Origin of the sequence: Desulforapulum autotrophicum HRM2 (genome assembly GCF_000020365.1) — a bacterium.
Taxonomy (GTDB): domain Bacteria; phylum Desulfobacterota; class Desulfobacteria; order Desulfobacterales; family Desulfobacteraceae; genus Desulforapulum; species Desulforapulum autotrophicum.
Genome location: NC_012108.1, coordinates 1,560,915 through 1,586,617 on the forward strand (window position 1 = coordinate 1,560,915; position 25,703 = coordinate 1,586,617).

Below are 25,703 nucleotides of genomic sequence, written 5' to 3' on the forward strand. Positions count from 1 at the left end.
TGTGTTATGTTTTTTATTTAATTGGTAAATGGCCCGTTTTCTATTTTCTTGCAACACTTAATGAAAGGTATTTAGAAAATCAACATGGAAGAGACAAATTACACCTTTGAATTTGGCGATTATGGTGAGACCACGGGGGTTAGAATTCACACCAGCGGCTCCGATGTCCTTCAATACAAAAACATCAGCAAGGGAACAGCCTTTACCGAACAAGAGAGGCAAAAGCTCCATCTGTGCGGATACCTTCCCCCCCGGGTAAAGAGTCTCGAGGATCAGGTCATCTCATCCCTTAAGGTGATTGACGAAAAAGAGAGTGACCTTGAACGATTCGTTTATATCCGAAGCCTTTATGACAGAAACGTCACCCTTGCCCATGCAGTCATTGCAAGCGATATCTCAAGATTTTTGAGCATCATCTACACGCCCACCGTGGGTCTGGCCTGTCAACACTATTCGTCCATGTTTAGGAGGGCCAATGGGATTCACCTCTACCCGGGCAACATTGACCAGGCTGAGGAGATATTAAAACGTTACAGTGACCGGGACATACGGGTTGCAGTTGTCACTGACAACCAGGGCATCCTCGGTATCGGTGACCAGGGCGCAGGCGGAATTGCCATCTGCCTTGGCAAGCTGATGCTTTACACCCAGGGAGCAGGAATTGCACCCTGGCACTGTCTACCCATCTCCCTTGATGTGGGGACAGACAACAAGGCGCTTCTGGATGATGTTACCTACCTTGGCTGGCGAAAGCCCCGTTTAAAGGGGGAAGATTACCTGGATTTTATTAAGAAGTTTGCACGGGCGTTCAAGGCTGTTTTCCCAAAGGCCCTGTGCCAGTGGGAGGATTTTTCAAAGCAGAATGCCTTTACCATCCGGGACGTTTACCTCAATGATCTCATTTCGTTCAACGATGATATCCAGGGCACAGGCGCTGTTGCCCTGGCGGGTATTCTTGCTGCCATGAAGATTAAAAAAGAGAAGCTCGTTGATCAGGTGTTCCTTATCAATGGCGCAGGTGCAGGTGGTATTGGCATTGCCGAACAGATCGAAACTGAGCTCATTGAAGAGGGGCTTGACGGGATCGAGGCAAGAAAACGGATTTTTACCATGGACAGCAAAGGGGTGGTCACCACGGATCGCACCCTTGAACCCTACAAGGAGAAGTTTGCAAAGAATCCACTCAGCCTTGCATGGCTTTCATCTCCCGGGGACAATACCCTTATCAACGTCATTAAAAATGAAAAGGTGACCGTTCTCATCGGCACTTCAGGCCAGCCCGGAACCTTTACCCGGGAGGTGGTCCTGGCTGTGGCTGCCAATACAGACCAACCTGTTATTCTGCCCTTGAGTAATCCCACCACAAAGGCCGAAGCCCTGCCCCAGGATGTTTACGACTGGACAGATGGCAAGGCCCTTGTTGCCACGGGAAGCCCCTTTGCACCGGTAACCCATGGCGGTAAGCAGATTCGGGTCGGCCAGATGAACAACGCATTTATCTTTCCTGGCGTGGGACTGGGAATTCTGGCTTCAGGTGCCCTGGAGGTGCTTCCCACCTTTTTTTCGGCTGCTGCCCATGCCGTTGCTGAGTCTGTTACAGAGGAGAACCTCAAGGATGGGATATTGTTTCCTCCCGTGGATGAGTTCAGAAAGGTTTCCCTTAAGGTGGCACGGTTTGTGGGTGCTGAATCGATCCGGGGAGGCGTTTCAAGTAATTGCGCTTACAGCAGGTATCAGCACAATAATGATCTGGAACGGTTGAATACGCTTATCGAAAAAATGTGCTGGAATCCCGAGTATCTTCCCATCATTTAAATGAATTTTACATACCAGGGCTCCTTGCCGGATTTTTCCGGTAAGGGGCCTTTTCTATTTCGTGGGCACCGGCATCCGTACCCGGGCCCTGTGAAAAATTATTGACTTTCCAACCTATTTTGTTTATTTCCCAGCTTCAGTTTTCATACGGGAGGTACCCCTGCCATGTCGGTCGTGTCATTACAAAACATTTCCAAAACCTATGATACCCATACGGTATTAAATAATTTGTCCCTGGATGTTGTCAAAGGTGAATTTCTAACCCTTCTCGGCCCTTCCGGTTGTGGAAAGACAACGGTTTTACGGCTCATTGCAGGTCTTGAAACCTGTACCCGGGGTGAAATTTATATTGACGGGTGCGATCATACCCATGTCCCGGCCTGTGACCGGGACGTCAACACCGTGTTCCAGAGCTATGCTCTTTTCCCCCATATGACGGTGTTTGACAATATCGCCTTTGGGTTGAAGCTTAAAAAAGTACCGTTCCTGGAAATCAAGACCCGGGTCGAGGAGACCCTGGCCCTTGTAAAACTTTCAGGGCTTGGCAACCGGCGGATTCAAAATCTTTCCGGCGGCCAGCAGCAACGGGTGGCCATCGCCCGTGCCATTGTCAACGAACCCCTGATCCTGCTCCTGGACGAACCCTTGAGCGCCCTTGATTATAAGCTTAGAAAGGAGATGCGCCTTGAATTGCGGCAGCTTCACAGAAAGCTTGGCATCACCTTTATCTTTGTCACCCATGACCAGGAAGAGGCCCTGATCCTTTCTGACCGGGTGGTGGTGATGAACAACGGGGTTATTGAACAGCAGGGTCCGCCCAAGGATATTTATGAGGAGCCGGTGAACCGATTTGTTGCAGAATTTGTCGGTGAGAGCAATCTGTTTGATGCCCGGGTGGTCGCAGCCAGGGAGGAGACCATGGACATCGAGGTCCAGGGGATTGTAAAGACGGTCAGGAATAGAAAAAATCATGGCAAGGATGATGGCATCATGGTCCTGCTCCGGCCTGAAGACATGATCGTTGAAAGGGGCGAAGCGATCTGCCCGGACGGCTTTTTTCCCGGCAGGGTTGAGGAGATGATCTACAAGGGAACCACCGTGGACCTGATCATTGTCCTTGATGGCGGCAAAAAGGTGTTTGTTCTCGAATTTTTCAACGAAGATGCCGAGACCATCTTTTACGATGTGGGCGAAAAGGTCTTTGTGTCGTGGATCGACGGCTGGGAGGTAGTACTTGCCCATGAATGAAACCAAGCGCTTTAAGCATACGGCCATCAGTGTCAATATGCTCTGGATCTTTTTCTTTGTGCTTGTCCCCAACCTCATGGTGGTTGCCATCAGCCTTGTGGAGAGGGACCCTGTCTCTTTTTTCCGGTGGGTGCCGACACTTTCCAACTACCGCAGCCTGTTTGACCCCATAACGGTCAAGGTCTTTGTCAATTCCGTTGAATACTCCACGGTCACCACAATTCTGACCCTTGCCGTTGGTTACCCATTTGCCTGGTTTCTCACCCGGGTCAGTGCACACAGGCGTTCGCTCCTGCTCATGATGGTGATGGTTCCCTTCTGGACAAGTTCACTCATCAGGACCTACGCCCTTGTTATTCTCATGAAGGCCAATGGCGTGATCAACTCGATGCTGATCGCCCTTGGCATGGTAGAGGGACCGGTATCGATTCTTTACACGGACGTTGCCGTTTATGTGGGGTTGGTGTATTCTCTGCTGCCGTTCATGATCCTGCCCCTTTATGCGGTCCTTGAAAAACTTGACCACGGACTGATTGAAGCGGCCCACGATCTTGGTGCCAATAATTTTCAAACCTTCATGGGGGTGGTTCTGCCCCTCTCCATTCCCGGGGTTATGGCCGGATGCATCATGGTGTTCCTTCCCTCCATGGGGCTTTTTTATATTCCCGATCTTCTGGGTGGTGCCAAATCCATGCTGGTTGGGAATTTCATCAAAAACCAGTTTTTGACAGCGGGCAACTGGCCCTTTGGGTCAGCGGCAAGCGTGTTTCTGATTGTTGCCATGATTTTCATGATCAGCATCTATCTGCTAATTATGAAACGTTTTAACCGTTCGGTAATATTATGAAGCGTTTTATCGGGGTATCCTGGCTGACGGCTGTTTACGCCTTTCTCTATATCCCGCTTTTTACCCTCATGGTTTATTCTTTCAACAGTGCAAAGTTCACAACCGTGTGGAAAGGGTTTACCCTTAAGTGGTATGTTAAACTCTTTGAAAACCAACAGCTTCTGGACGCTTTTTTCAATTCAATGACCGTGGCTGTGGTTTCAAGCATCATTGCAACAGCCATCGGCACCCTTGGGGCTTTTGCCGTGAACCGCTATCGGTTTGTGGGGCGTAAGGTTTTTTTCGGGTTGGTCCATTCAGTGATGATGAGCCCGGACATTGTCATGGGGATCTCCCTGCTTATGCTCTTTGTACTCATGGGGGTAGAGACCGGTTTTTTGACCCTGCTCCTGGCCCATGTCACCTTTTGTCTTCCCTTTGTCATTGTAACGGTCCATGCCCGCATCAGCGGGTTTGATCCCGCGGTGGTCGATGCGGCCCGGGACCTGGGTGCCGGGGAGTTTGAGACTTTTTTCAGGATCATTCTGCCCATGATCCTGCCTGCGGTACTGGCCGGCTGGCTGTTGAGCTTTACCCTTTCCCTGGATGATGTTATCATCAGTTTTTTTGTGACAGGGCCTGAATTTGAAATTCTTCCCCTGAAAATATACTCCATGGTGCGTCTGGGGGTAAAGCCGGAAGTCAACGCCCTTTGCTCCATTCTTTTTTTAATAACCCTGGCGGCCCTGGCTTTGGCCCATCTTCTGACAAAGGAGAGAGCGTTAAAATGAAAAAATGGATGGTTGTTGTACTGGCAGTTCTGGTGCCGGCCCTTGTGTCTGCTGCAAGGCCAAGCGTATATGTGTACAACTGGACGGAATATATGCCCGACGAGGTGATCTCGGCCTTTCAAAAGGAAACGGGTATCAAGGTGGTGTACTCCACCTATGAGAGTAACGAATCCATGTATGCCAGGGTTAAGCTGCTAAAGGGCAAGGGGTATGACCTGGTGTTTCCCTCCACCTATTTTGTCCACCGAATGAGAAAAGAAGGTCTGCTGGCCCCCATTGACCGGTCAAAGCTGACCCATTTCAACCACCTTGACCCCCTTCTCCTGGACAAAGCCTATGATCCAGGCAATCTTTACAGCATTCCCTATGTGTGGGGATCAACGGCCATGGCCTTTAATCGTGACCATGTGAATCCGGGGAACATGACCTCATGGAAGGATTTGTGGCGGCCGGAGTTTAAAAATCGTCTGGTGATGAACGATGACCTGAGGGAGGTGTTCGGCGTTGGACTTATTGTCAACGGTTTTTCCGTTAACGATACGGATCCTGCCCATATCAAGACGGCCTTTGAGTCGATTAAGACGCTCATGCCCAACATCCGGGTTTTTTCCGGGGATTCCCCCAAACAGCCGCTGTTAAACCTTGAGACCTATGCCGGCATGATCTGGAATGGGGAGGCATACATGGCATCCCAGGAGTTTCCCGCTATCCAGTATGTGTATCCAAAGGAGGGCGCCATCTTCTGGGTCGATTCCATGTGCATTCCCAAAGGTTCCAAAAACAAGGGTGAGGCCCATACATTTATGGATTTTATTCTCAAGCCTGAAATGGCAAAGCTTATCTGCGAATATGTGGGGTATGCTCCTGCCAATCGCACGGCAATGGGGCTCATGGACAAAGGACTCACGAACAATCCCATGATCTTTCCTGACCCTGCAATTGTGGAAAAAGGTGAATTTCAGACAGATGTGGGTGACGCCATTCTTATTTATGAGCGCTATTGGGAGCAACTGAAAACAGAACTTTAAGGGTGGACGACATATGATAGCTCATGGACCCGAAGGTGATTCCCGGCAGATCTGCAAGATTCTTGTTGACCAGCGGCTTATATCCTCGGAGCAGGCAACAGGCATTCTTGCCCGGGAGGCTTCAGCCACGGCTGCCCTTGAGGCAAAAAGGGCTGAAAAAAGGAAAAAAAACCGTTCCGAAACCTTGATTGAGGCGCCCATCAGCTTTGTTGATATTCTGGTAGCCTTCAAGATCTCTCGAAGGGATGATCCAGACAGGAAGCTTGATGAGGATACACTGTACGAGGCCATTTCCAGGGGGCTTGGCCTGGTTTACAAAAAAATAGATCCGTTAAACCTTGATCTCAACCTTGTGACCCGGACCATACCACGTTCCTTTGCCATGAAACATCTGCTTCTGCCCCTTGGGATGGATGAGGGAAGACTTGTGGTGGCCACCTCGGATTTTTTTAACCATGAAGCCATCGACGATGTGGAGCGGGTTTCTGATTTTAAGGTAGTACCTGTTATCAGTTCAAAATCGGACATCATTCGTCTGATTGACGAGTTCTTCGGGTTTCGCCATTCTATTACTGCTGCAGAGCACCAGTTTACAGGAAGTGGGGTGGATCTTGGAAACCTTGAGCAGTATGTTCGCCTCCAGACCATGGATGAACTGCCTGCAACCGACCAGCATATCGTTAACGCGGTCAACCATCTTTTTTCCTACGCCTTTGACCAGCGGGCAAGCGACATTCACATCGAACCCAAAAGGGAGACAAGCCTTGTGAGGATGCGCATTGACGGCATGCTCCACACGGCGTTCAAACTTCCCAAAAAGGTTCACAATGCCGTGATCTCAAGAATCAAGACCCTGTCCCGGCTCAACATGGCCGAGAAACGAAGACCCCAGGACGGACGGATTAAAACGGAAAAAGGGGGCAAGGAGGTTGAGATCCGGGTTTCCACTATTCCCGTGGCATTTGGCGAAAAGGTGGTCATGAGGATCATGGATCCGGACGTTCTGTTCCAGGACCTTTCCATGCTCGGGTTTTTCCCCGAAGACCTTGAAAGATTCAAGGGGATCGTTTCCCGGCCCCACGGCATTGTGCTGGTAACCGGCCCCACTGGAAGTGGAAAGTCCACCACTCTCTATTCGACCCTGAGGATGCTCTCAACCCCTGCGGTTAACATTGTCACCATTGAAGAACCCATTGAGATGATCCACGAGGATTTTAACCAGATTTCGGTCCAGCCCGCCATTGGTGTCACCTTTGACTCGATTTTGAGAAATATTCTCCGCCAGGACCCTGATATCATCATGGTGGGTGAGATCCGGGATCTTGAAACCGCCCAGAGTGCCGTCCAGGCCGCCCTCACGGGCCATCTGGTGCTCTCAACCCTGCATACCAATGATGCCGTCACCTCGGTCACCCGGCTCCTTGACCTTGGTATTCCGCCTTTTCTGATTCAGTCATCCCTTGTGGGCGTGGCAGCCCAGAGACTCGTACGACGCATCTGTCCCGATTGCAGCAGTGATCTGACCATGGATGCCGCGGAGCTAAAAGAGATGGGCCTGCCCGTCAATCTTGAGGGTGAGGTTGTTTTGAAGTATGGTAAGGGGTGTACCAAATGTCGCCAGACCGGTTACAGGGGGCGTCAGGCTGTTTTTGAGGTGCTGCCCTATTCAGAGGCATTGAAGAAAATGACAGCCCAGGATGCCAATATCCCCTCGTTGAGGAAGCGGGCCAGAATGGAGGGGCTGGTCTCCCTGCAGGAGAATGCTGTCAGGGCCATGCTTGCAGGCCAGACAACCTTTCAGGAGGTCCTGAGGGTCACCTCTGGTTAGGGCCATGGAAATATTAAAAGACTAATTGTATGGTGGGTTTTATTGTTTCCATGGCCCTTAGTCGGGTGTTCTCCACCAGGGTGTGGTGAAATTGACAAACAATGGAATTCAACAAACAATAAATATAATGCCAGGAAGGCAGTCCTGATCCATCCATAGTTGAAGATGCCCTTGTTGTGATACAATCCGGTTTATGGTATTATGCGTGTGTCCCGAGGGTCCTATTCAACAAAGATGTCGGCATACATGTCTTTTCTCCTGTTGGATACAGCGGATACAGGCCAAGGGAAAGAACAGGGCCATGGCACGACACATGATCAATCATCACACCAGAGGATTTTTACATGAAATTTTCCAACTATGACACCGAGGGTTTTTATGATGAGTTGTTCGATGAAAACAATCTCCCACGTCCAGGTGCAAAGCTGCTCATAGACAAGATTGAATCCCTGCCCGAAAATGATCTGATGCACAAACAGCGTTCTGCTGAAACAGCCCTGATCCAGCTGGGGAACACCTTTGCCGTTTATGGCAGTGAGGAAGGCACTGAAAAAATACTCCCCTTTGATGTGATTCCCCGCATCATTGAAAACAAAGACTGGATAGAGATTGAACTGGGCCTGAAACAGCGTATCTATGCCATGAATAAATTCATCAATGACATTTACCATGATCGCAAGATTTTAAAGGACAAGGTGGTTCCAGAAGATCTCATCATGACCTGTGCCGCCTATCGGAAGCAGTGTGAGGGACTGACTCCTCCTAAATCCATCTGGTGCCACATCACTGGTACGGATCTTGTCCGTGACCAGGATGGTCGGTTTTATGTTCTGGAAGACAATATGCGCTGTCCATCGGGGGTTTCCTATGTGCTGGAGAACCGCCAGGTCTTAAAACGTACCTTTTCCCATGTGTTTACCGATTCCAGAGTCCGGCCGGTGGATGAGTATCCCAACAAACTTCTGGCCACCCTGGAGAACCTGGCACCCCAGCGTATTTCACAACCCAAGATCGGTGTGCTGACCCCGGGCATGTACAACTCCGCATATTTTGAGCATTCGTTTCTGGCCCAGCAGATGGGGGTGGAGCTGGTGGAAGGTCAGGATCTGGTGGTGTCCGACGGATTTGTATATATGCAAACCACCAAGGGACTCCAGAGAATCGATGTGATTTATCGCCGTCTGGATGATGATTTCCTAGATCCCAAAGCCTTCCGGGCCGACTCCATGCTGGGGGTTCCAGGCATCATGGATGTCTATCGTGCAGGCCGGGTGGCCATGGCCAATGCCCCGGGGACGGGTATTGCCGATGACAAGGCCGTGTATGCCTATGTTCCAAAGATCATAAAATACTACCTGGGTGAAGATGCCATTCTGCCCAACGTGCCCACTTTCATCTGCCGGGAGGATAAGGAAAGGGCCCATGTCCTTGAAAATCTGGATAAACTGGTGGTCAAGGCGGCAAACGAATCCGGGGGGTATGGCATGATGATCGGGCCCCATGCCAGTAAGGCGGAGCGGGAAAAATTTGCAGAGTTGATTCAGAAAAATCCCCGGAACTACATTGCCCAGCCCACCCTTTCACTTTCCCGGGTACCCACCATTGTTGATGATCATTTTGAAGGTCGTCATGTGGATTTAAGACCCTACATCCTCTATGGTAAGGAGATCTATGTGATGCCGGGGGGGCTCACCCGGGTGGCATTGAAAAAAGGGTCTCTGGTGGTGAACTCTTCCCAGGGAGGCGGCACCAAGGATACCTGGATTACGGACATGGGCTTCGAAGAAAATGAACTGTCATCCCCGTCATCGCAACCGACCCAGGTTTTTCAATCTCAATTTCAGGATTCAACCCCCGGTGACACCACAGGAGGACCCCATGCTTAGTCGTGTTGCAAGTTCTGTTTACTGGATGACAAGGTACATAGAACGGGCCGAAAATATTGCCAGGTTTATTACCGTGAACCTGAATCTGACCCTTGATTTTCCTGCCGAAGTCACCCGGCAGTGGCAGCCCATCGTTATGGCCACCGGTGATCATCTGCTGTTTGAAAAAAAATATGGAGAGGATTATTCGTCAGAAAACGTGATTCATTTCCTTGCCCTGGATCAGGAGTACAGCAACTCCATTATCTCTTCTCTTCGAGCGGCAAGGGAAAATGCCCGATCCGTGAGGGAGATCATTTCGTCTGAAATGTGGGAGCAGGTAAACCGTTTTTACCTTGAACTCAAGGAGGCCAGCACCACTGATTATGCCAGCCGAAATCCCCACAAATTTTTCAAGATCATCACCATGCGTGGTCACATGTTCACCGGGCTTTTATATTCCACCATGTCCCATGGTGAGGCCTTTCAGTTTGCCCTCACAGGGCTTTTGCTGGAACGGGCGGACAAGACATCCCGAATCCTGGATGTGAAGTATTTCATGCTGCTGCCCCGGGCCGGGGAGGTTAACACCCCCTATGATTCCATTCAGTGGGCCGCGGTCTTAAAATCCGCCAGTGCCCTGGAAATGTACCGCAAGCGCTTCCACCAAATTATCCCCAAACAGGTGTGTGATTTTCTGATCTTTGACAGTGAGTTTCCCCGGTCCATCCGTTATTGCCTTAAAAAAGGGGAGCAGGCGTTGCATAAAATTTCCGGCACCCCGGTGGGAACGGTGTCCAACCCGGCGGAAAAAAGTCTGGGGCGGTTGTGCGCGGATCTGGATTATTCCGATATTGATGAAACCATTGCCATGGGCATGCACGAGTACCTGGATGATCTTCAGGTCAAGATCAACACCGTGGGAGTCCATATTCACGAGGCATTCTTTAAGGTTAATGCATCCCCCACCAATGGCGGGGCATCACAGTAATTGACCGGCATGGCAGGAGTATGATATTTGCCCTGGTCACAACAAAATTTGAAACATCTTCACTGGTGATGCCTTGGTGGGTGTTTTTTATATGAAACACTCACCGAAGCACTGTAAACAGAGGCGTTTCATCATTCGTTGTGGCCGGTGAAGATACCTCGCTCCGGCCGTGCCGGTTTATAAGAAAATGCAGCCTCAAATTGTCGACAGCAGAGCCCCCGGCGGGCGATGGGACCGGCCCATTGGGAGCCAAAGGCGATGAGCCCTTTTGCCCTGCCGGGCGTTAAGAAGCGCAGGCTGTTTGAGGACACACCTGTCCGCAGTTCCTGCGCTTTAGACCGGCAGGGCAAAAGGGCCGCCGACGGTCCCGGGCCGGTCCCATCGCCCGGTGGGGGCGGCATAATATCATTTTCATTATTCGTTGTGTCGGCAGGCCGACATGGCCGTTATATAAAAAAATGCAAGTAAACATGGAGAACCTCCTATGGCCATTAAAGTGGCGTTACACCATAAAACTGATTATATCTATGACCGGAAAATTCAACTGGGACCCCAGGTGGTAAGGCTTAGACCAGCCCCCCACTGCCGCACCCCTATTCTGAGTTATTCCCAGATTATCAAACCTGCCGATCATTTCATCAACTGGCAGCAGGATCCCTTCAGCAACTACCTTTCCCGGTTGAATTTTCAGGAAAAGACCGATCATTTTTCCATTGAGGTGGATCTGGTGGCGGAGATGATCATCATCAACCCATTTGATTTTTTCCTGGAACCCCATGCGGAACAATTTCCCTTTACCTACAAACCAGAACTGGCAAAGGATCTGAAGCCCTTTCTGGAGGTGGCCCCCCCCGGAAAAAAATTAAAGGCGTATCTGGCATCCATTGACCGTCGTAAAATGGATACCAACGATTTCCTGGTTATGGTGAATCAGGGCCTGGAAAAGATCATTCGGTACAATATCCGTATGGAACCCAATGTTCAGAGCAGTGAAGAGACCCTGACCAAATTGAGTGGTTCCTGCCGGGACTCGGCCTGGCTTCTGGTTCAGGTTCTCCGACACATGGGACTTGCTGCCCGGTTTGTATCTGGCTACCTCATTCAACTGGCCCCGGACGTGAAATCCCTGGAAGGGCCGTCCGGGCCGGAAAAAGACTTCACCGATCTCCATGCCTGGACCGAGGTGTATCTGCCTGGAGCCGGATGGATAGGGCTTGATGCCACATCTGGTCTTCTCACCGGAGAGGGGCACATCCCCCTGGCCTGTACCCCTGACCCCCGGGGGGCCGCCCCGGTCACCGGTGGCCTTGAAGAATGTGAGGTGACGTTCAACCACACCATGAACATCACCCGGATACACGAAGATCCCCGTTCCACCAAACCCTATCCAGAGGAGATCTGGGAACAGATTGAAAGCCTGGGATACCGGGTGGATGAGGAGATTGCTCGAGAAAACATTACCCTGACCATGGGGGGGGAGCCCACCTTTGTCTCTGTAACGGATATGGAGGGCGATGAGTGGAACACCGGTGCCGTGGGGCCCACCAAAAAGCCCCTGTCCGTGGCCCTTCTCAAACGACTGCGTTCCCAGTGGGCTCCGGGCAGTTTGCTCCACTTTGGCCAGGGCAAGTGGTATCCTGGCGAATCTTTGCCCAGATGGGCCCTGACCTGCCTGTGGAGAAGGGATGGAAAACCGGTGTGGCGGGATGAGGCCCTTGTTGGCAACGAAGAAAAAGACTATGGGTTTGGGCCGGACCAGGCCCAAAAATTAATGAAGACCATTGCCGGAGTGCTGGGGGTGAACACACGACATATCATGCCGGCCTACGAGGATATCTTTCACTGGCTGTGGAAGGAGCAGCGCCTGCCCGTCAATGTAACCCCAGGGGATTCGAAATTGAAAAACGCCGAAGACCGTGCCCGCATGGCCCTGGTGTTTGAAAAGGGCATTGGTGAGGTTACGGGTTTTGTTCTGCCCCTGCAAAAAGGTTCGTGGAAGAGCGGTCCCTGGCACCTGAGAAATGACACCCTTTTTCTCATTCCCGGTGATTCCCCCATGGGGCTTCGTCTGCCCCTGGACTCCTTGCCCTGGGTGGCGGAAAAGGAATACCCCCATGTGGTGGAAGAAGATCCCATGGGGGGAAAAGAACCCCTGCCGGACCCGTTGACCTCGGATGCCGACAAAGAAAAAATCAAGGAATTGCTTGCGGAACGGCAATCCCAGTCCCACCTTGAAGGGGAACCCGAAGTTCAGATACGGGCCGATGTGGTGTCCCAGCCCCGGCCCTTTGCCGAGCCCAAACCCGTTGTTGGAGAGTCCGCGGCCTGGGTTATCAGAACGGCCCTTTGCATCCAGCCCCGGGGGGGACGGCTTTATGTGTTCATGCCCCCCATGGAGCGGGCCGTGGATTATTTTGAACTCATCACCGCCATTGAAGATGCCGCAGCCATCACAAAAATGCCGGTGATCATTGAAGGATATACGCCTCCCTTTGATCATCGTTTTAATCGGTTCAGCATTACCCCGGACCCCGGGGTCATGGAGGTTAATATCCATCCGGCCCACACCTGGAAGGAGATGGTGGACACCACCACGGAACTTTATGAAGCCGCCCGGCTGACGGGGCTTGGAACGGAAAAGTTCATGCTGGACGGCCGTCACAGCGGTACCGGTGGCGGCAATCACATCATCATGGGAGGCGCCACCCCTGCAGAGAGTCCCTGGTTGAAACGCCCGGATCTGCTGAGAAGTTTTCTGACCTATTGGAACAACCACCCCAGTCTTTCCTTTCTCTTTTCAGGGTTGTTCATGGGGCCCACCAGCCAGGCTCCCCGTATTGATGAGGCCCGTCATGATACGCTGTATGAGCTGGAGATCGCCTTTGATGAATTAAAGGCCCAGACCGGGAATTCGGAGCTGCCCTGTCCGCCCTGGCTGGTGGACCGGCTGTTCAGGCATCTGCTCACCGATCTTACCGGTAATACCCATAGGGCCGAGTTCTGCATTGACAAACTGTATTCGCCGGACAGTGCCACAGGCCGGCTGGGACTTGTGGAGTTTCGATCGTTTGAAATGCCCCCCCATGCCCGGATGAGCCTTGCCCAGCAGCTGCTGCTTCGCATCTGTATGGTGAAATTCTGGAAAAAGCCCTATGAAGAAAAACTGGTGCACTGGGGCACCAGCCTCCACGACCGGTTCATGCTGCCCCATTATGTATGGCAGGATTTTTGTGAGGTGCTTGATGAACTTGCCCGGGATGGTTACCCCATGACGGCTGACCATTTTCATCCCCATTTTGAGTTCCGCTTTCCCTTTGTGGGCCAGGTGACCCATGCCGGGATCGAGATGGAATTGAGGGTGGCCATGGAGCCCTGGCATGTGCTGGGTGAAGAGCCGGGCGGTGGCGGCACGGCTCGATACGTGGATTCTTCCCTGGAAAAAATGCAGGTGCTGGTGAAAAATATGACCGATTCCCGGCATAAGGTGCTCTGCAATGGACGACCCTTGCCCCTGCAGCCCACGGGTACAAAGGGGGAATTTGTGGCCGCAGTCCGGTACCGGGCCTGGCAGCCTCCGTCGTGTCTGCATCCCACCATCGGCAGCCATGCGCCACTTACCTTTGATCTGGTGGATACCTGGAGTAAACGATCCATCGGCGGATGCACTTACCACGTGGCCCACCCCGGGGGGCGCAGCTATGAGGTGTTCCCCGTTAATGCCTATGAGGCCGAAGGCCGTCGTGTTTCCCGGTTTGTCAGCTTCGGCCATACCCCGGGGCCCCTGGATCAGATACCCACTGAAGCGCCGAACAGCGCGTTTCCCCACACCCTTGATCTGCGGACCCAGGCAAAAAGATAACTAGTGTTTGAACGAAAACTCACCCATCTGACGCGTTGCTGCACAAACCTGAAATCCTCATGTACTCCAGTACACTCCGGTTTCAGCTTTGCTTGCGCCTTGCATATGGGCAAGTTTTCATCAAACACAGGTTTTCGGTCAACCACTAACTATAATTATGGTACACTCAAGATAACATCATGACATCAGATCCCCCCGATTCTCTGGAAAAACCTCTCCGGCAAGCCCCTGGACTTTTTCAGCAACAGACCGGAAGTTCTTTAGCCAAGGCAACCATGGAGGACGATACCGTTATTGCAGATCCGGTATTTCCCGGGTCGTTTCCCATGTCAGGCAGCTGCAGCGGAATCCTGACCCCGGACGGTACCCCCCAGTCCCATTGGCAGGGGGTACTCAGCTATTTGAACAGTCTGGGCAACCAGGAGCTGGAACGCCGGTGGAAAAAGGCCCGCCAGATCATGCATGAGCATGGGGTAGCCTATAATATGTTCAAAGATGATGCCCGTCAGGAGCGTCCCTGGGAGCTGGACCCCATTCCCCTTCCCATAGCGGCCCAAACATGGTTGGCCCTGGAAAAGGGCGTGGCCCAGAGAACCCGGCTTCTGGGTGCCATCCATGCAGATATCTATGGATCCCAGACCTTGATTTATAAAAATCATCTGCCGCCGGAACTTTTTTTTGCCAATCCGAAATTTTTGCGCCAGTGCCAGGGTCTTTACCGGGAAGAAATTCCGGCCTTTCACTTCCATGCAACAGACCTGTGCCGTTTTTCAGACGATGTATGGCGGGTGGTTGGCCAGCGGACCCAGTCGCCTTCAGGTGCAGGATATGCCCTTGAAAACCGAATTATTCTTTCCCGGATTCTGCCCCGGATGTTTCATTCGGGCAAGGTGATGCGTCTGGCACCATTTTTCAAATCTTTTAACCATTCCCTCATGGAAATTTCAGGTCTGAAGAAGCGGGAACCCAGCATTGTAATGCTCTCATCCGGCCCTTCCAGTTCTACCTATTTTGAGCATGTCTTTCTCTCCCGGTATATGGGCTTTACCCTGGTGGAATGCAGTGACCTTACCGTGCGCAATGATGTGGTGTTTTTAAAGACCCTGAAGGGACTGCATCCGGTGGATGTGATCCTACGGCGTCTCCAGGATACTGCCTGTGATCCCCTGGTCTTCGGCAATTCTTCGCTCACCGGTGTGCCGGGCCTTGTCCAGGCCGTTCGGTCGGGGAATGTGGCCGTGGCCAATCCACTGGGCAGCGGGATTCTTGAGACACCGGCCCTGGTTCCTTTTCTGCCGAGGCTGTGCCGCCTGCTTCTGGGGGAGGATCTTGTGCTTGAAGATGCACCCACGCTGTGGTGTGGTCAACCAGATGCCTTGAACAAGGTCCTTTCCCGGATAACGGATCCCGGTCATTCCATGATCATTTCTTCGGCCTTTGCATCTCCGGAAGTTCCTGTGGTTGATACCCGGGAAATGACGCCTGAAAAAATTGCAGATCTTGGGGCAAAAATAAAGGCCATGCCCTATGCCTATGTGGCCCGGGAACCCATGACGCCATGCTCTTTTCCGGTCTGGGAAAAGGGATCCCTGGTAAACGGCAGTGTCACAATGCGGCTGTTCTCCAGCCTGGTCACCCATGGCGGTGGAGCCATCACAGGTCCTGAAACGGTGTTGTCTGTGGAAGACAGGGTTGTTGTGATGCCGGGAGCTCTGACCCGGGTAGCCCGGGATGCCGGAAGGAAAAGTCATGAAGGCACCCTCCAGGGAGGAAGCAAGGACACCTGGTGTTTCACCGATGGCATAGTGGCCCATCAGACCATGATGACCCAGTTCACAGAACCCCTGGAGATCCACAGGGGAAGTGATCTGCCAAGCCGGGTGGCGGACAACATGCTCTGGCTGGGTCGCTATGTGGAGCGCACTGAAGGTATGCTCCGGGTGATTCGCAGTGTGCTGACAAGATTGAACAGTGAAACCCGTCTGGATATCATGGAAGAATTTCCCTTTCTGCTGCGGGCCATGGCCGCACTTGAGATCACAGGGGCCCATTTTTCTCCCCCTGGTGATGCCTATTCCATGCAGATTATTGAAACCGAAATTCTGGCCTGTCTGTTTGATGTAAAGCGACCCGGCAGCATCATCAGCTCCCTTTACAATGTCAAACGGGTGGCTGCCAGTGTCCGGGACAGACTTTCCATTGATTCCTGGCATGTTCTGGGACGCATGGAAAAGGAGATGGCACTGTTTTCTCCCCACCGTCACAGCCGCATCAGTGAGGCCCAGGAGCTGGTCAACGAAATGATTCTCACCATGTCTGCCTTTGCCGGTCTGGCATTGGAAAGCATGACCCGGGCCATGGGATGGCGGTTCATGGACATGGGACGCCGGCTGGAACGGGCGACGTATATGATTTCCCTGCTCCAGACGCTGTTTGCATCGGACCGGGAACCCATCAACCAGGAACTGGAGGCCCTGCTGGAGGTGGCAGACAGCACCATCACCTACCACACCCGGTATCGCACCACCCTCCAGGTGGAACCCATTGTGGATCTGCTGCTGCTGGATGAACTCAATCCCCGGGCCGTAGGGTTTCAGATGGCAGCCCTGTTTGACCATGTGGAGACCCTTCCCGGCAGTGAAGCAAAGGCCTTTAAAACCCGGGAGGAGAAGATCACCCTGGATCTTACCACCCAGCTGCGCCTTATCGATATCCGGGAACTCCTGGAAAAGAATGAACAGGGGGAGCTGAACCGACTGACCCAACTGCTGGATCATCTGGATAAGGGAATTATCACCCTTGCCAACCACATCTCCCAGCACTATTTAAGTCGCATTGAAACGGAAAAACAGCTGGGAAATCTCGGAAAGCCCTCTGTCTTAAAAAATGATTTCTCACTGACCGGAGCGCCCTATGCAGTATAATATTTCCCATATCACCCGGTATCACCATGGTGATGTGGCCTCTTTATCCCACAATGAGCTGTTTTTGACGCCCCGCCAGACACCCACCCAGAACTGTGTGAAAAATACCATCACCCTGTCACCGGAGCCATCCACCTTTTCCCAGCGAATGGACTTTTTTGGCAACACCGTTACCACCACTACTATCCAGAGGCCCCACAGAACCCTGGAAATAACCGCTGGAAGCCAAGTCATTCTTACTCCGGCAAACCCCATACCCCCGGAGCAGACGCCGGCCTGGGACCAGGTAAAGAAGATGGTGTGGCAGCATGCCACCCCCGAAACCATGGAGGCCTTTCAATTTGTGTTTGCCTCTTCCATGATACCGGTGGGTGAAAAATTTGCCGCATGGGCACGGGATCTTTTTCAACCCGGGGAACCCATTTTAAAGGCGGCCCTGGCATTGACTGAGCGGGTTTTTACCCAGTTTAAATATGATCCCGGGGCAACCACCACCACCACAGCGGTGGATACCTCCTTTGAAATGAAACGGGGTGTGTGCCAGGATTTTGCCCACATTGAGATTGCCTGCCTGCGGTCATTGGGGCTTTGTGCCCGCTATGTCAGCGGGTATCTTCACACCTTGCCGCCTCCGGGCAAGGAAAAGCTTGTTGGTGCAGATGCCTCCCACGCCTGGCTTTCCATTTATATTCCGGGCATGGGGTGGGTGGATCTGGACCCCACCAACAATGTTATCCCAACGGATCAGCACCTGACCCTGGCATGGGGACGGGACTACAGTGATGTGACCCCGGTGAAGGGCACCGTGCTGGGAGGGGGTACCCATCAGCTTTCCGTATCGGTGGATGTCAGACCGGGGACCTGAGCCCATGTGATACCCCCGGTGGCTCTCCCTGGCGGATGGTGGGGGAGTATATAGATGCTCTATGGACATAAAATCCGCCATCAGAATTACCGATTGGCCTTTAAAACGTGAGTATGCAATATTCCCCAATTTAATCTTAAGCTCAGGAGAATATTGCCATGAAAAAAGGCATTTTTAATGGTCTGGTCATTGTTACCAGTATGGTTTTAATGATATCTCTTTGGGGGTGCGGGAGTTCCAGCACTACTTCCAAAGCAGTCCCCAGCGATAATTTAACCGGGGACACTTCAATGTTTCCCAACAATGATCTCATCGCCTCGGCCCAGTATCTGTTGGACAATGGTGCCAGCAATGTGAATGCGTCTGCAAATTCAACACCGATTATCATTGATACCCGTTCCGCTGCAGCCTATGCCCTGGGGCACATCCCTGGAGCCATCAATACCGAATGGGGAAATTTTGTTGTTTGGAATGAGCCGCCGGAAAAAGCCGTTCTCCAACCAGTGGCGGATCTTGAAACCACCCTGGGAAGCCTTGGTTTGACCCGGGAAGCCACCATTGTTATCTACGATGATACCCTTGCCTCCTGGGGGTCATCCGGCCGAATCTTCTGGATGCTTGAATATTTGGGCTGTACCCATGTTAAAATCCTCAACGGGGGATGGGACAAATGGGAGGCAGATAAACTGCCGGCCCAGACATCTGTAAACGTTTTGGCGCCGGCTGTTTTTACAGCCGTACTCAATACCGACATTAATCCGGATAAGGATCACATTCTGGATCGAATGGGAGACAGTGATTTTGTGACGGTGGATACCCGTACAGATGCAGAGTTCAACGGGTGGACTCTCTACGGTGAAGCCCGGGGGGGACACATCTCTGGAGCGGTTCATCTGCCCTATGAGTGGTATTTCAACAGTGATCATTCAATCCTTGGCTATGCTGATTTACAGGATCTTTTTGACTCCCACGGTATCTCCGATGATAAAGAGATTGTTCCCTATTGCACCGCTGGTATCAGAAGTGGTTTTTTCTATTACCTTGCCAGGTTGATGGGGTATGACCGGGTAAGCAACTATGACGCCTCCATGTGGGACTGGGCCGCTGCAAATTCTGCGGTTTATCCCATGGAGGCACTTGCCCACTATGAACGCCTTGTTTATCCGGCCCTGGTTAACCAAATGATGGCAGAAGAGCCTGACCTGGTCATTGTGGAAACCGGTTGGGGACCTGTGGGTGATAATTACAACAGCGGTCATCTTCCCGGAGCTGTGTGGGTCAACACCGATGAAATTGAATACGACTGTTTCAATCCCCGGGACAACTGGCCCGTTGATGCCGGTGATCCTCCCTGCTGGGATCGAAGCACCACCATGGAAGAGGACCTTGCCAAGGGGCTGACCCCTGGGGATGCCCTGCCGCGCAACTGGTGGAACATCTATCCGGATCAGTATCTGTTGCCGGCCATTGCCTACATGGGCATCCAGAAGGATACCCCTGTTATTGTTTACGGAGAGGATGTTACTGCTGCAGCCAGAATTATCTCGACGCTGATGTATGCCGGTGTGGAAGATGTAAGGCTTCTCAACGGTGGAAAGACAGCATGGACTACGGCGGGATTTTCCCTTTCAACGGAACCGGCCCAGAGGGTTTCCCTGGAAGAATTTGATCCGGATACCCCTGGCCGGACAACGGCCATTTATCCTGAATACAAATCTGAGATTCCCCATGTCCGGGAGGTGGTCAACGGTGATGTTACTGATGCCGTCATCGTTGATGTCCGTAGTATGGATGAATACCTGGGGAAAAGTGCTCCCTACGGCTATATCCCCACGGACGGCCGTATCCCCGGGGCTGTGTGGGGGCTGGCAGGATCCAGTCCCTGGACCATGGAAGACTACACCGATGATCAGGACACCACCCTGAGATCTTATGAGGAGATCAAAACATTCTGGGTCTCCCAGGGGCTCACCCCGGACAAGCATCTTAGTTTTTATTGCGGAACGGGCTGGAGATCGAGCCTGGCATGGTTCTATGCATACCTGATGGGGTATCCCCAGGTCAGCAATTTTGACAGTGGCTGGTTTGAGTGGAGCATGGGTGAAGGGTCTGCCTATGCCGGAGCGGATCCGGTGCTGAACCCCATCGTGGACGATGATTTAACCCTTCCATAAATTACGAGTTTAAGCGTTTATTCATCCAGGGGTGCCTTGACAGGTACCCCTGCATCAACCCATGGAGATCAGTGCCTATCACAACCATGAAACCCAGGGGGAAGACAAAGACAAGGGGAAGGGCTGCCCAGGTTTCCTGGTGCCAGGTAAGCCAGAGAGGAAGCAGAGAATAGAGCATGATCGGCAGGTTGAGCATCAATGCTCTGATGCTTCTGGGTTGGGAACCCTGTAAGGCAGGTTTGAGTTTGCGGAGATCTGAAACACCAGACTTGGGTGTTCGGTCAAAGACCCCGCCTTTCTGGCACATCCCCTTTAACACGGACAGGGCCAGGCAGGGCGCAAGACCGATGCTTAAGGCTGGAAGCACAAAAAGCGACCAGGGAAAACGTTTCTTTCCTGATCTAAGGCCATGGATCAGGTAATAGATAAGAATAGCTCCGGTGGAGATGCAGAACAGGGGCAGATCAAACCAGATCACCTGGTAGATGCCAATGTGCATGCGATAAATGAGAACCGGATAGAGGGTCACGGTCAGAATAAATCCAAATACCCAGCATAGATTTGTCATCAGGTGGGCAACACCTTCGATCTTAACGGCAAGGGGAAGGGGCGAGGCGATCAGCCGGGGAAGAATTTTTCTGGCTGTCTGGATCGAGCCCTTTGCCCAGCGTTCCTGCTGGGTCCTGAAATCCGCAAGTGTCACGGGAAGTTCCGACAGAACTTCAACCTGGTCCAGGTAGGTGAATTTCCAGCCAGCCATCTGGGCACGGTAACTCAGGTCAAGATCTTCGGTGACAGTATCATCCTGCCATCCCCCGGATGTTTCAATGGCCCGTCGCCGCCAGACCCCTGCTGTGCCGTTAAAGTTAAAGAAAAGTCCCCGGGCCGATCGAATTTGATGTTCAATTCTGAAATGGGGGGTCAGAAGCAGGGCCTGGAGTCGGGTAAGCCAGGAGTAACCCTTATTGAGAAAGGTCCACCGTGCCTGGACCATGCCGATATTGGAATGATTGAACCAGGGAATGGTTTTCTCAAGAAAATCCGGATCAGGAATAAAATCGGCATCAAAGAGAGCAATAAATTCACCCTTGCACACAGCCATTCCATTTTTAAGTGCGCCAGCCTTATAACCTGTTCTGGAACGCCTTGTTATTGCTGAGATGGGAATCTTTCTGGATACCCAATAATCAATCCTTTGTTGAACAATTTCCCGGGTCTGGTCCGTGGAATCATCAAGTATCTGGATATCCAGTTTTTCCCGGGGCCAGGCAAGTACGGCAACTGCATCAATGATGCGGGCAGCCACCATGGGTTCGTTGTACAGGGGAACCTGAACCGTTACCCGGGGGATCCTGGTCATTGGGGGCAATTCAGGAGGATTAACCATGAATCGTTTGTTTTGCCCATGCCTGTGCCAGCAGGTCAGAAGCCATAATCTGTGGACCCCATACAGGGCTATTCCACCCATGCTCATAAAATGAGCCACCGTCAAAATAAAGAAGAATTTATCCATAATGACAGGGTCAATACCATGGGAAGGGTGGTAAAATCAATGAAATGTGGCCCATTGTAATTGTCGATATCTAACGGCAAACAGATATGGACAATCAATTGGACACTAGGAAATAAAACCCATACATTGCTCTAATTTATCAAAAGTAAAGGAGAGACCATGGAACGTACTGCCAAATGGATACTTGTGGGCCTGATTACTGTCGTTGTTTCTGCATCCACCTGTTTTGCAGGCGCATGGACTGCGCCCAAAGGTCGCATGTACAATAAATTAAGCGTTAATATATATACGGCAGACCAGCAGTATAATGATTCAGGAAACAAGACGGGCTTTGCCAATGATGGTGATTTTTCCGATACCAACATAAATTATTATATGGAGTACGGGATCACCGACACCTTGACTGTTCTTACTTCTTTATCCTATAAATGGCTGGAATCAGAAGACCTTTATAGCGTTTCCAAGACAGATGGCTTTTCCGATGTGGATTTAGGGTTGAAATATCGCCTTTTTTCAAACAGGGCAGGTGTCATGTCCATCCAGGGCCTTATCAAAATTCCGGAGATGTACGACACAGACGATGCTGTGCCCCTGGGCAATGGCCAATACGACACTGAATTCAGACTGCTCTACGGCCATTCCCTGTATCCCTTTATTCCGGGCTATTTTAACCTGGAGGCTGGATACCGATTCCGGGCTGAATCGCCTGCAGATGAGTTCCGTTATCTGGTGGAATTTGGAATGGATTTGACTAAAACTGTCTATGGCCGGGCAAAACTTGATGGGATTATCGGAATGGGTAATGGGGACTTGTCCCAGGATGTTTCGAACAACCCAACGACTTCCCTGGATTATGATCTTGGAAAGCTGGACCTGGCCCTGGGGCTTCATGTATCACCCAAATGGTGTTTTGAGCTGGGATACCGGGCTGAAATCTACGGCGAGAATACCGCGGCTGGAAAAAATATAAGTCTGGCAGTGATTTTCGAATACTGATGAAATTTTAAAAAGGTTTACCTTTGGGGTGTTCTTTTGAGCATTCCCAGAAGGGTGGTTGCCAGCACTGCTGCCCCGGGAGCTGAAATGATCATCAGGCTGGTCATCCCATTTTCAGCCCACTGGCCCGTGGCAGCAAGGGTAATGAGAACACCATAGGAAAGCATCAAAGACCAGGTGAAAACCAGGCCCCCAGGGGTTGGAGTAAATGGCAGAAAACCTGCAAGATAGATCGCATACCAGGGATATACGGTGGGGCTGAGCACCAGGTAGGCAGAAGAGATAATCAACAGAAAAATCATGGCATCTTCAGAAGATCGTTTTGTTGCTGACTGTCTGATGAAAAGGGTTCCAATAATTCCGGCAAATACTGTTGCAACCAAAAGTCTTGAGACCATTCCTGATCCGGTTAATTCCCTGATACTTCTGAAGATAAAGCCTGAAAATTCCCAATGCCTGAGGTAGTTGCCCAGGGTCACGAAACCATTGATCATTTCCGGAAAAAAGGGAAGACTAAGGGCCAGAATGGTGATAGAAAAAGACAATAGGGCAGTCAGTCTTCGTTCCTTGCCCACCATGAGCAACCAGGTGGGAAAGAAAATCAGGGGCACCCATTTGGTCACCACGGAAAACCCCATAAAGAGGCCGCAAAGAAAGCTGGAACGGTTTTGAATGGATAGGACAAGGGATGCAAGAAAAAATAAAAGGGCCGCACCATCAATGTGACCTGAACCTGCAATTTCAAGAACGGGCAGCGGATTCCAGGCATAGAGAATCAGCGGATACAGGGGACGACCCAGTGTCCTCAGCAGAATTAGAATCAGGACACAGGTGCCCATGTCCATGGAAAAAAGCATCAGCTTCATTCCGAGAACAGGTCCTGTAACACTCCCCAGGGCCGCACCAGCGGCAAATACTACCTGGGCCCCGGGAGGATAGATGGTTGGGATATGATTGTGGTTGATAAGGGGAACCAATGCCTTCATTACCGGGCCTATATTCTGGGCATCCAGGGGGGCGATTGCATAGGGATTGTTGCCTTGGATCATCATCAGGCCGTCAAACAGATACCGGTAAATATCATCGGAAAGAACCGGGGGTTGCCACAAAAACATGATCCGGAACAGGGCTGCCATGGTAATAATAAAAATCGGGGATTCGGCACGTTTTCCATGGGTGCCCCAATACTGTCCCAATGCAAGGAGAATAACAATGATACCTGAAATTCCTACAACCAGGGGGATTGAAGCCGATAAATCCGGCACCAGGGCAAGGCGCCCAAAAAGGATGGCAACCCCTGCCCCGATCAGGACAAGAGGGTTGGACAGGGGCCCCAGGGTGATGTTTTTTTTGATCATGATATGGGCAGCTGTTATCAGAATGCCAAATCCATGTCAAGGCGCTGACCTGGCACTTCTGGATGTTCAGGCCCTCAATAATGACAAAACCGCCTGGGTGATTTTGGATGCCCGACCTGTCAAGGCATGGGAAGAAGAACACATTAAAGGTGCATTTTCCTTTAGCTGGGAACAATATACAACCGTTGACAAGGATCAAATTGCCTATCGGATTAAAGATTCAAAAATACTTGGTCAGGCCCTTGGTGACCTTGGCATCACCCCGGTCACAAAGGTGGTTGTATATGCGGATGCCGGAGAAAGCTGGGGTGGAGAAGGCTGGCTTTGCTGGGCTCTTGAATGGCTGGGCCATCAAGGAGAGGTTCGACTCTTGAAGGGGGGCATTCAGGCATGGAAACGCAATGGGTTTGAACTTGCCCAGGGCAGGTCATCTCAACCAACACCTGTCCCGGTGTCTTATATCCCAAAGCCCGACGCTGCCATGCTTATCTCAGCCAGGGAACTCAAGCAAAGGCTCCATGAATTTCAGCTGGTGGATACCCGTTCCATCCGGGAATGGTTCATGGGTCATCTCCCCGGGGCTGTTCATATTTCGTGGACCCGTTTTTTCACTGGACCGGACCGAATTCCCCTGGATGTAGTTCAGCTCAAGAAATTGTTGAAAAAAAACGACCTGAATCCTGATAAACCGATCGTTTATTACTGCTCCGGTGGTATCCGTTCTGGTTATTCCTGGCTGGTCCATGAACTTGCAGGTTTGCCTGAATCCTTGAATTTCGAAGGTGGAACAGCAGAATGGGAGGTGGTTTATCCCTGAACGGTTTTATCCCATGAATAGAAAAAAGGGCGGGGCCGCCCCTGTTGTTCCAATCTGCCATACCATCTCCGTTGTGATTCCCACCAGAAACGAAGCGTTGGTTATCGGTCGGTGTATAAAAATCATCCTCAATGCTCCCCATGTTGTTGAAGTAATTGTGGTGGATGCAGGATCACAGGATAAAACCCGGTCCATAGCCGAAGCGGCAGGGGCAAAGGTTCTTCTCCATAACCCCTGCCAGGGAGACGGCAGGGGCCGGGGAGGGCAGATCCGAGCCGGCATTAACGAGGCCCGGGCAGATGTGGTGGCCATTGTCCATGCCGATACCCTGGTTCCCCCCAGGACCTTCACCCGAATGATCCGTGTGTTAAATGCCAGAAGACTTGTTATTGGCGGATCAGCAGGGTGCCGATTCCAGATCCGGTCTCCAGGCAGAGCATGGCAGATTCGAATTAAACTCATCGAATTTTTAAACCATGTCCGGGCCATGGTCTTTGGCATCAGTTTTGGTGACCAGGTACAGTTTTTCCGGCGGGAACCTGTTTTTTCAAGGGATCTGTTTCCAGATATCCCCCTTATGGAGGATGTTGAATTTGCCATTCGAATGCGTTCCCTGGGAGACCTTGTTTACCTGAATGAAAAGGTAGTGGTATCAGCCAGGCGATGGGAAACCCGAGGATCTGGGAATGCCCTTCTCGTTATCGCTCTTTTTTTCCTCTACCTGATACAGCGTCCATGGGGCCAACCGGATACAACCTTTTTTTATGAGCGTTACTATGGAAAACCCCCTGGCTGAACCGGCTGA

18 protein-coding genes are annotated in these 25,703 nt (G+C 51.6%); 15 read left to right on the top strand and 3 right to left on the bottom strand.

Translation table 11 applies throughout. The features are described from left to right. The first annotated feature begins 84 nt into the window (after positions 1-84). The 8 genes from HRM2_RS06825 (at position 85) to HRM2_RS06860 (ending at position 10,392) form a co-directional block, all read left to right on the top strand. Positions 85-1,815, top strand: coding sequence for an NAD-dependent malic enzyme (locus HRM2_RS06825; protein ID WP_015903269.1), 1,731 nt, complete (start codon positions 85-87; stop codon positions 1,813-1,815). A 165-nt stretch (positions 1,816-1,980) separates the two neighbouring features. Further along, a complete protein-coding gene (gene potA, locus HRM2_RS06830; protein WP_015903270.1) occupies positions 1,981-3,063 on the top strand; it encodes a spermidine/putrescine ABC transporter ATP-binding protein PotA in 1,083 nt (360 codons plus the stop codon). Beyond that, complete coding sequence (locus HRM2_RS06835) at positions 3,056-3,910, top strand: ABC transporter permease (protein ID WP_015903271.1); 855 nt, start codon at positions 3,056-3,058, stop codon at positions 3,908-3,910. Before potA ends, HRM2_RS06835 begins: the two co-directional genes overlap by 8 nt. Further along, complete coding sequence (potC, locus tag HRM2_RS06840; RefSeq protein WP_015903272.1) at positions 3,907-4,680, top strand: spermidine/putrescine ABC transporter permease PotC; 774 nt, start codon at positions 3,907-3,909, stop codon at positions 4,678-4,680. Before HRM2_RS06835 ends, potC begins: the two co-directional genes overlap by 4 nt. Further along, positions 4,677-5,708 carry an extracellular solute-binding protein gene (locus tag HRM2_RS06845; RefSeq protein ID WP_015903273.1) on the top strand — a complete coding sequence of 344 codons (1,032 nt, stop codon included), beginning with the start codon at positions 4,677-4,679 and terminating at the stop codon, positions 5,706-5,708. The genes potC and HRM2_RS06845 overlap by 4 nt, the downstream gene beginning before the upstream one ends. 13 nt (positions 5,709-5,721) lie before the next feature. Further along, positions 5,722-7,536: a GspE/PulE family protein gene (locus HRM2_RS06850; protein ID WP_015903274.1), complete on the top strand. Its 1,815-nt coding sequence runs from the start codon at positions 5,722-5,724 to the stop codon at positions 7,534-7,536. Between the two features lie 344 nt (positions 7,537-7,880). Further along, on the top strand, positions 7,881-9,422 hold the full coding sequence (locus HRM2_RS06855) for a circularly permuted type 2 ATP-grasp protein (RefSeq protein ID WP_015903275.1): 1,542 nt from the start codon (positions 7,881-7,883) through the stop codon (positions 9,420-9,422). Next, entirely contained in the window at positions 9,415-10,392 is a 978-nt protein-coding gene (locus tag HRM2_RS06860) for an alpha-E domain-containing protein (RefSeq protein ID WP_015903276.1), read from the top strand. Before HRM2_RS06855 ends, HRM2_RS06860 begins: the two co-directional genes overlap by 8 nt. A 131-nt stretch (positions 10,393-10,523) precedes the next feature. Here HRM2_RS06860 and HRM2_RS06865 read toward each other — a convergent pair whose 3' ends face one another. Continuing rightward, positions 10,524-10,793 (bottom strand): hypothetical protein, encoded by a 270-nt coding sequence (locus tag HRM2_RS06865; protein WP_015903277.1) that lies wholly within the window; start codon positions 10,791-10,793, stop codon positions 10,524-10,526. Between the two features lie 83 nt (positions 10,794-10,876). Here HRM2_RS06865 and HRM2_RS06870 point away from each other — a divergent pair, with 83 nt between their 5' ends. The 4 genes from HRM2_RS06870 (at position 10,877) to HRM2_RS25005 (ending at position 20,214) form a co-directional block, all read left to right on the top strand. Then, a complete protein-coding gene (locus tag HRM2_RS06870) occupies positions 10,877-14,251 on the top strand; it encodes a transglutaminase family protein (protein WP_015903278.1) in 3,375 nt (1,124 codons plus the stop codon). Between the two features lie 179 nt (positions 14,252-14,430). Next, positions 14,431-17,175: a circularly permuted type 2 ATP-grasp protein gene (locus tag HRM2_RS06875; RefSeq protein ID WP_015903279.1), complete on the top strand. Its 2,745-nt coding sequence runs from the start codon at positions 14,431-14,433 to the stop codon at positions 17,173-17,175. Further along, positions 17,165-18,040, top strand: coding sequence for a transglutaminase family protein (locus tag HRM2_RS06880; protein ID WP_015903280.1), 876 nt, complete (start codon positions 17,165-17,167; stop codon positions 18,038-18,040). The genes HRM2_RS06875 and HRM2_RS06880 overlap by 11 nt, the downstream gene beginning before the upstream one ends. A gap of 158 nt (positions 18,041-18,198) precedes the next feature. Continuing rightward, positions 18,199-20,214 carry a sulfurtransferase gene (locus HRM2_RS25005; RefSeq protein ID WP_015903281.1) on the top strand — a complete coding sequence of 672 codons (2,016 nt, stop codon included), beginning with the start codon at positions 18,199-18,201 and terminating at the stop codon, positions 20,212-20,214. A gap of 1 nt (position 20,215) precedes the next feature. On the opposite strand, the gene HRM2_RS06890 is transcribed toward HRM2_RS25005, so the two are convergent. Further along, positions 20,216-21,727 carry a glycosyltransferase family 2 protein gene (locus HRM2_RS06890; RefSeq protein WP_041273106.1) on the bottom strand — a complete coding sequence of 504 codons (1,512 nt, stop codon included), beginning with the start codon at positions 21,725-21,727 and terminating at the stop codon, positions 20,216-20,218. A gap of 159 nt (positions 21,728-21,886) precedes the next feature. Between HRM2_RS06890 and HRM2_RS06895 the strand changes: the two genes are divergently transcribed. Then, entirely contained in the window at positions 21,887-22,723 is an 837-nt protein-coding gene (locus tag HRM2_RS06895; protein ID WP_015903283.1) for a hypothetical protein, read from the top strand. 17 nt (positions 22,724-22,740) lie between these two features. Here the strand turns inward: HRM2_RS06895 and HRM2_RS06900 are convergent, their stop codons facing one another. After that, positions 22,741-24,081, bottom strand: a complete 1,341-nt coding sequence (locus HRM2_RS06900; RefSeq protein ID WP_015903284.1) for a hypothetical protein — start codon at positions 24,079-24,081, stop codon at positions 22,741-22,743. A gap of 22 nt (positions 24,082-24,103) precedes the next feature. Here HRM2_RS06900 and HRM2_RS06905 point away from each other — a divergent pair, with 22 nt between their 5' ends. Continuing rightward, positions 24,104-24,898, top strand: a complete 795-nt coding sequence (locus tag HRM2_RS06905) for a sulfurtransferase (RefSeq protein WP_187149344.1) — start codon at positions 24,104-24,106, stop codon at positions 24,896-24,898. Between the two features lie 13 nt (positions 24,899-24,911). Next, positions 24,912-25,694, top strand: coding sequence for a glycosyltransferase (locus HRM2_RS06910; protein WP_015903286.1), 783 nt, complete (start codon positions 24,912-24,914; stop codon positions 25,692-25,694). The last annotated feature ends 9 nt before the right edge of the window (positions 25,695-25,703 follow it).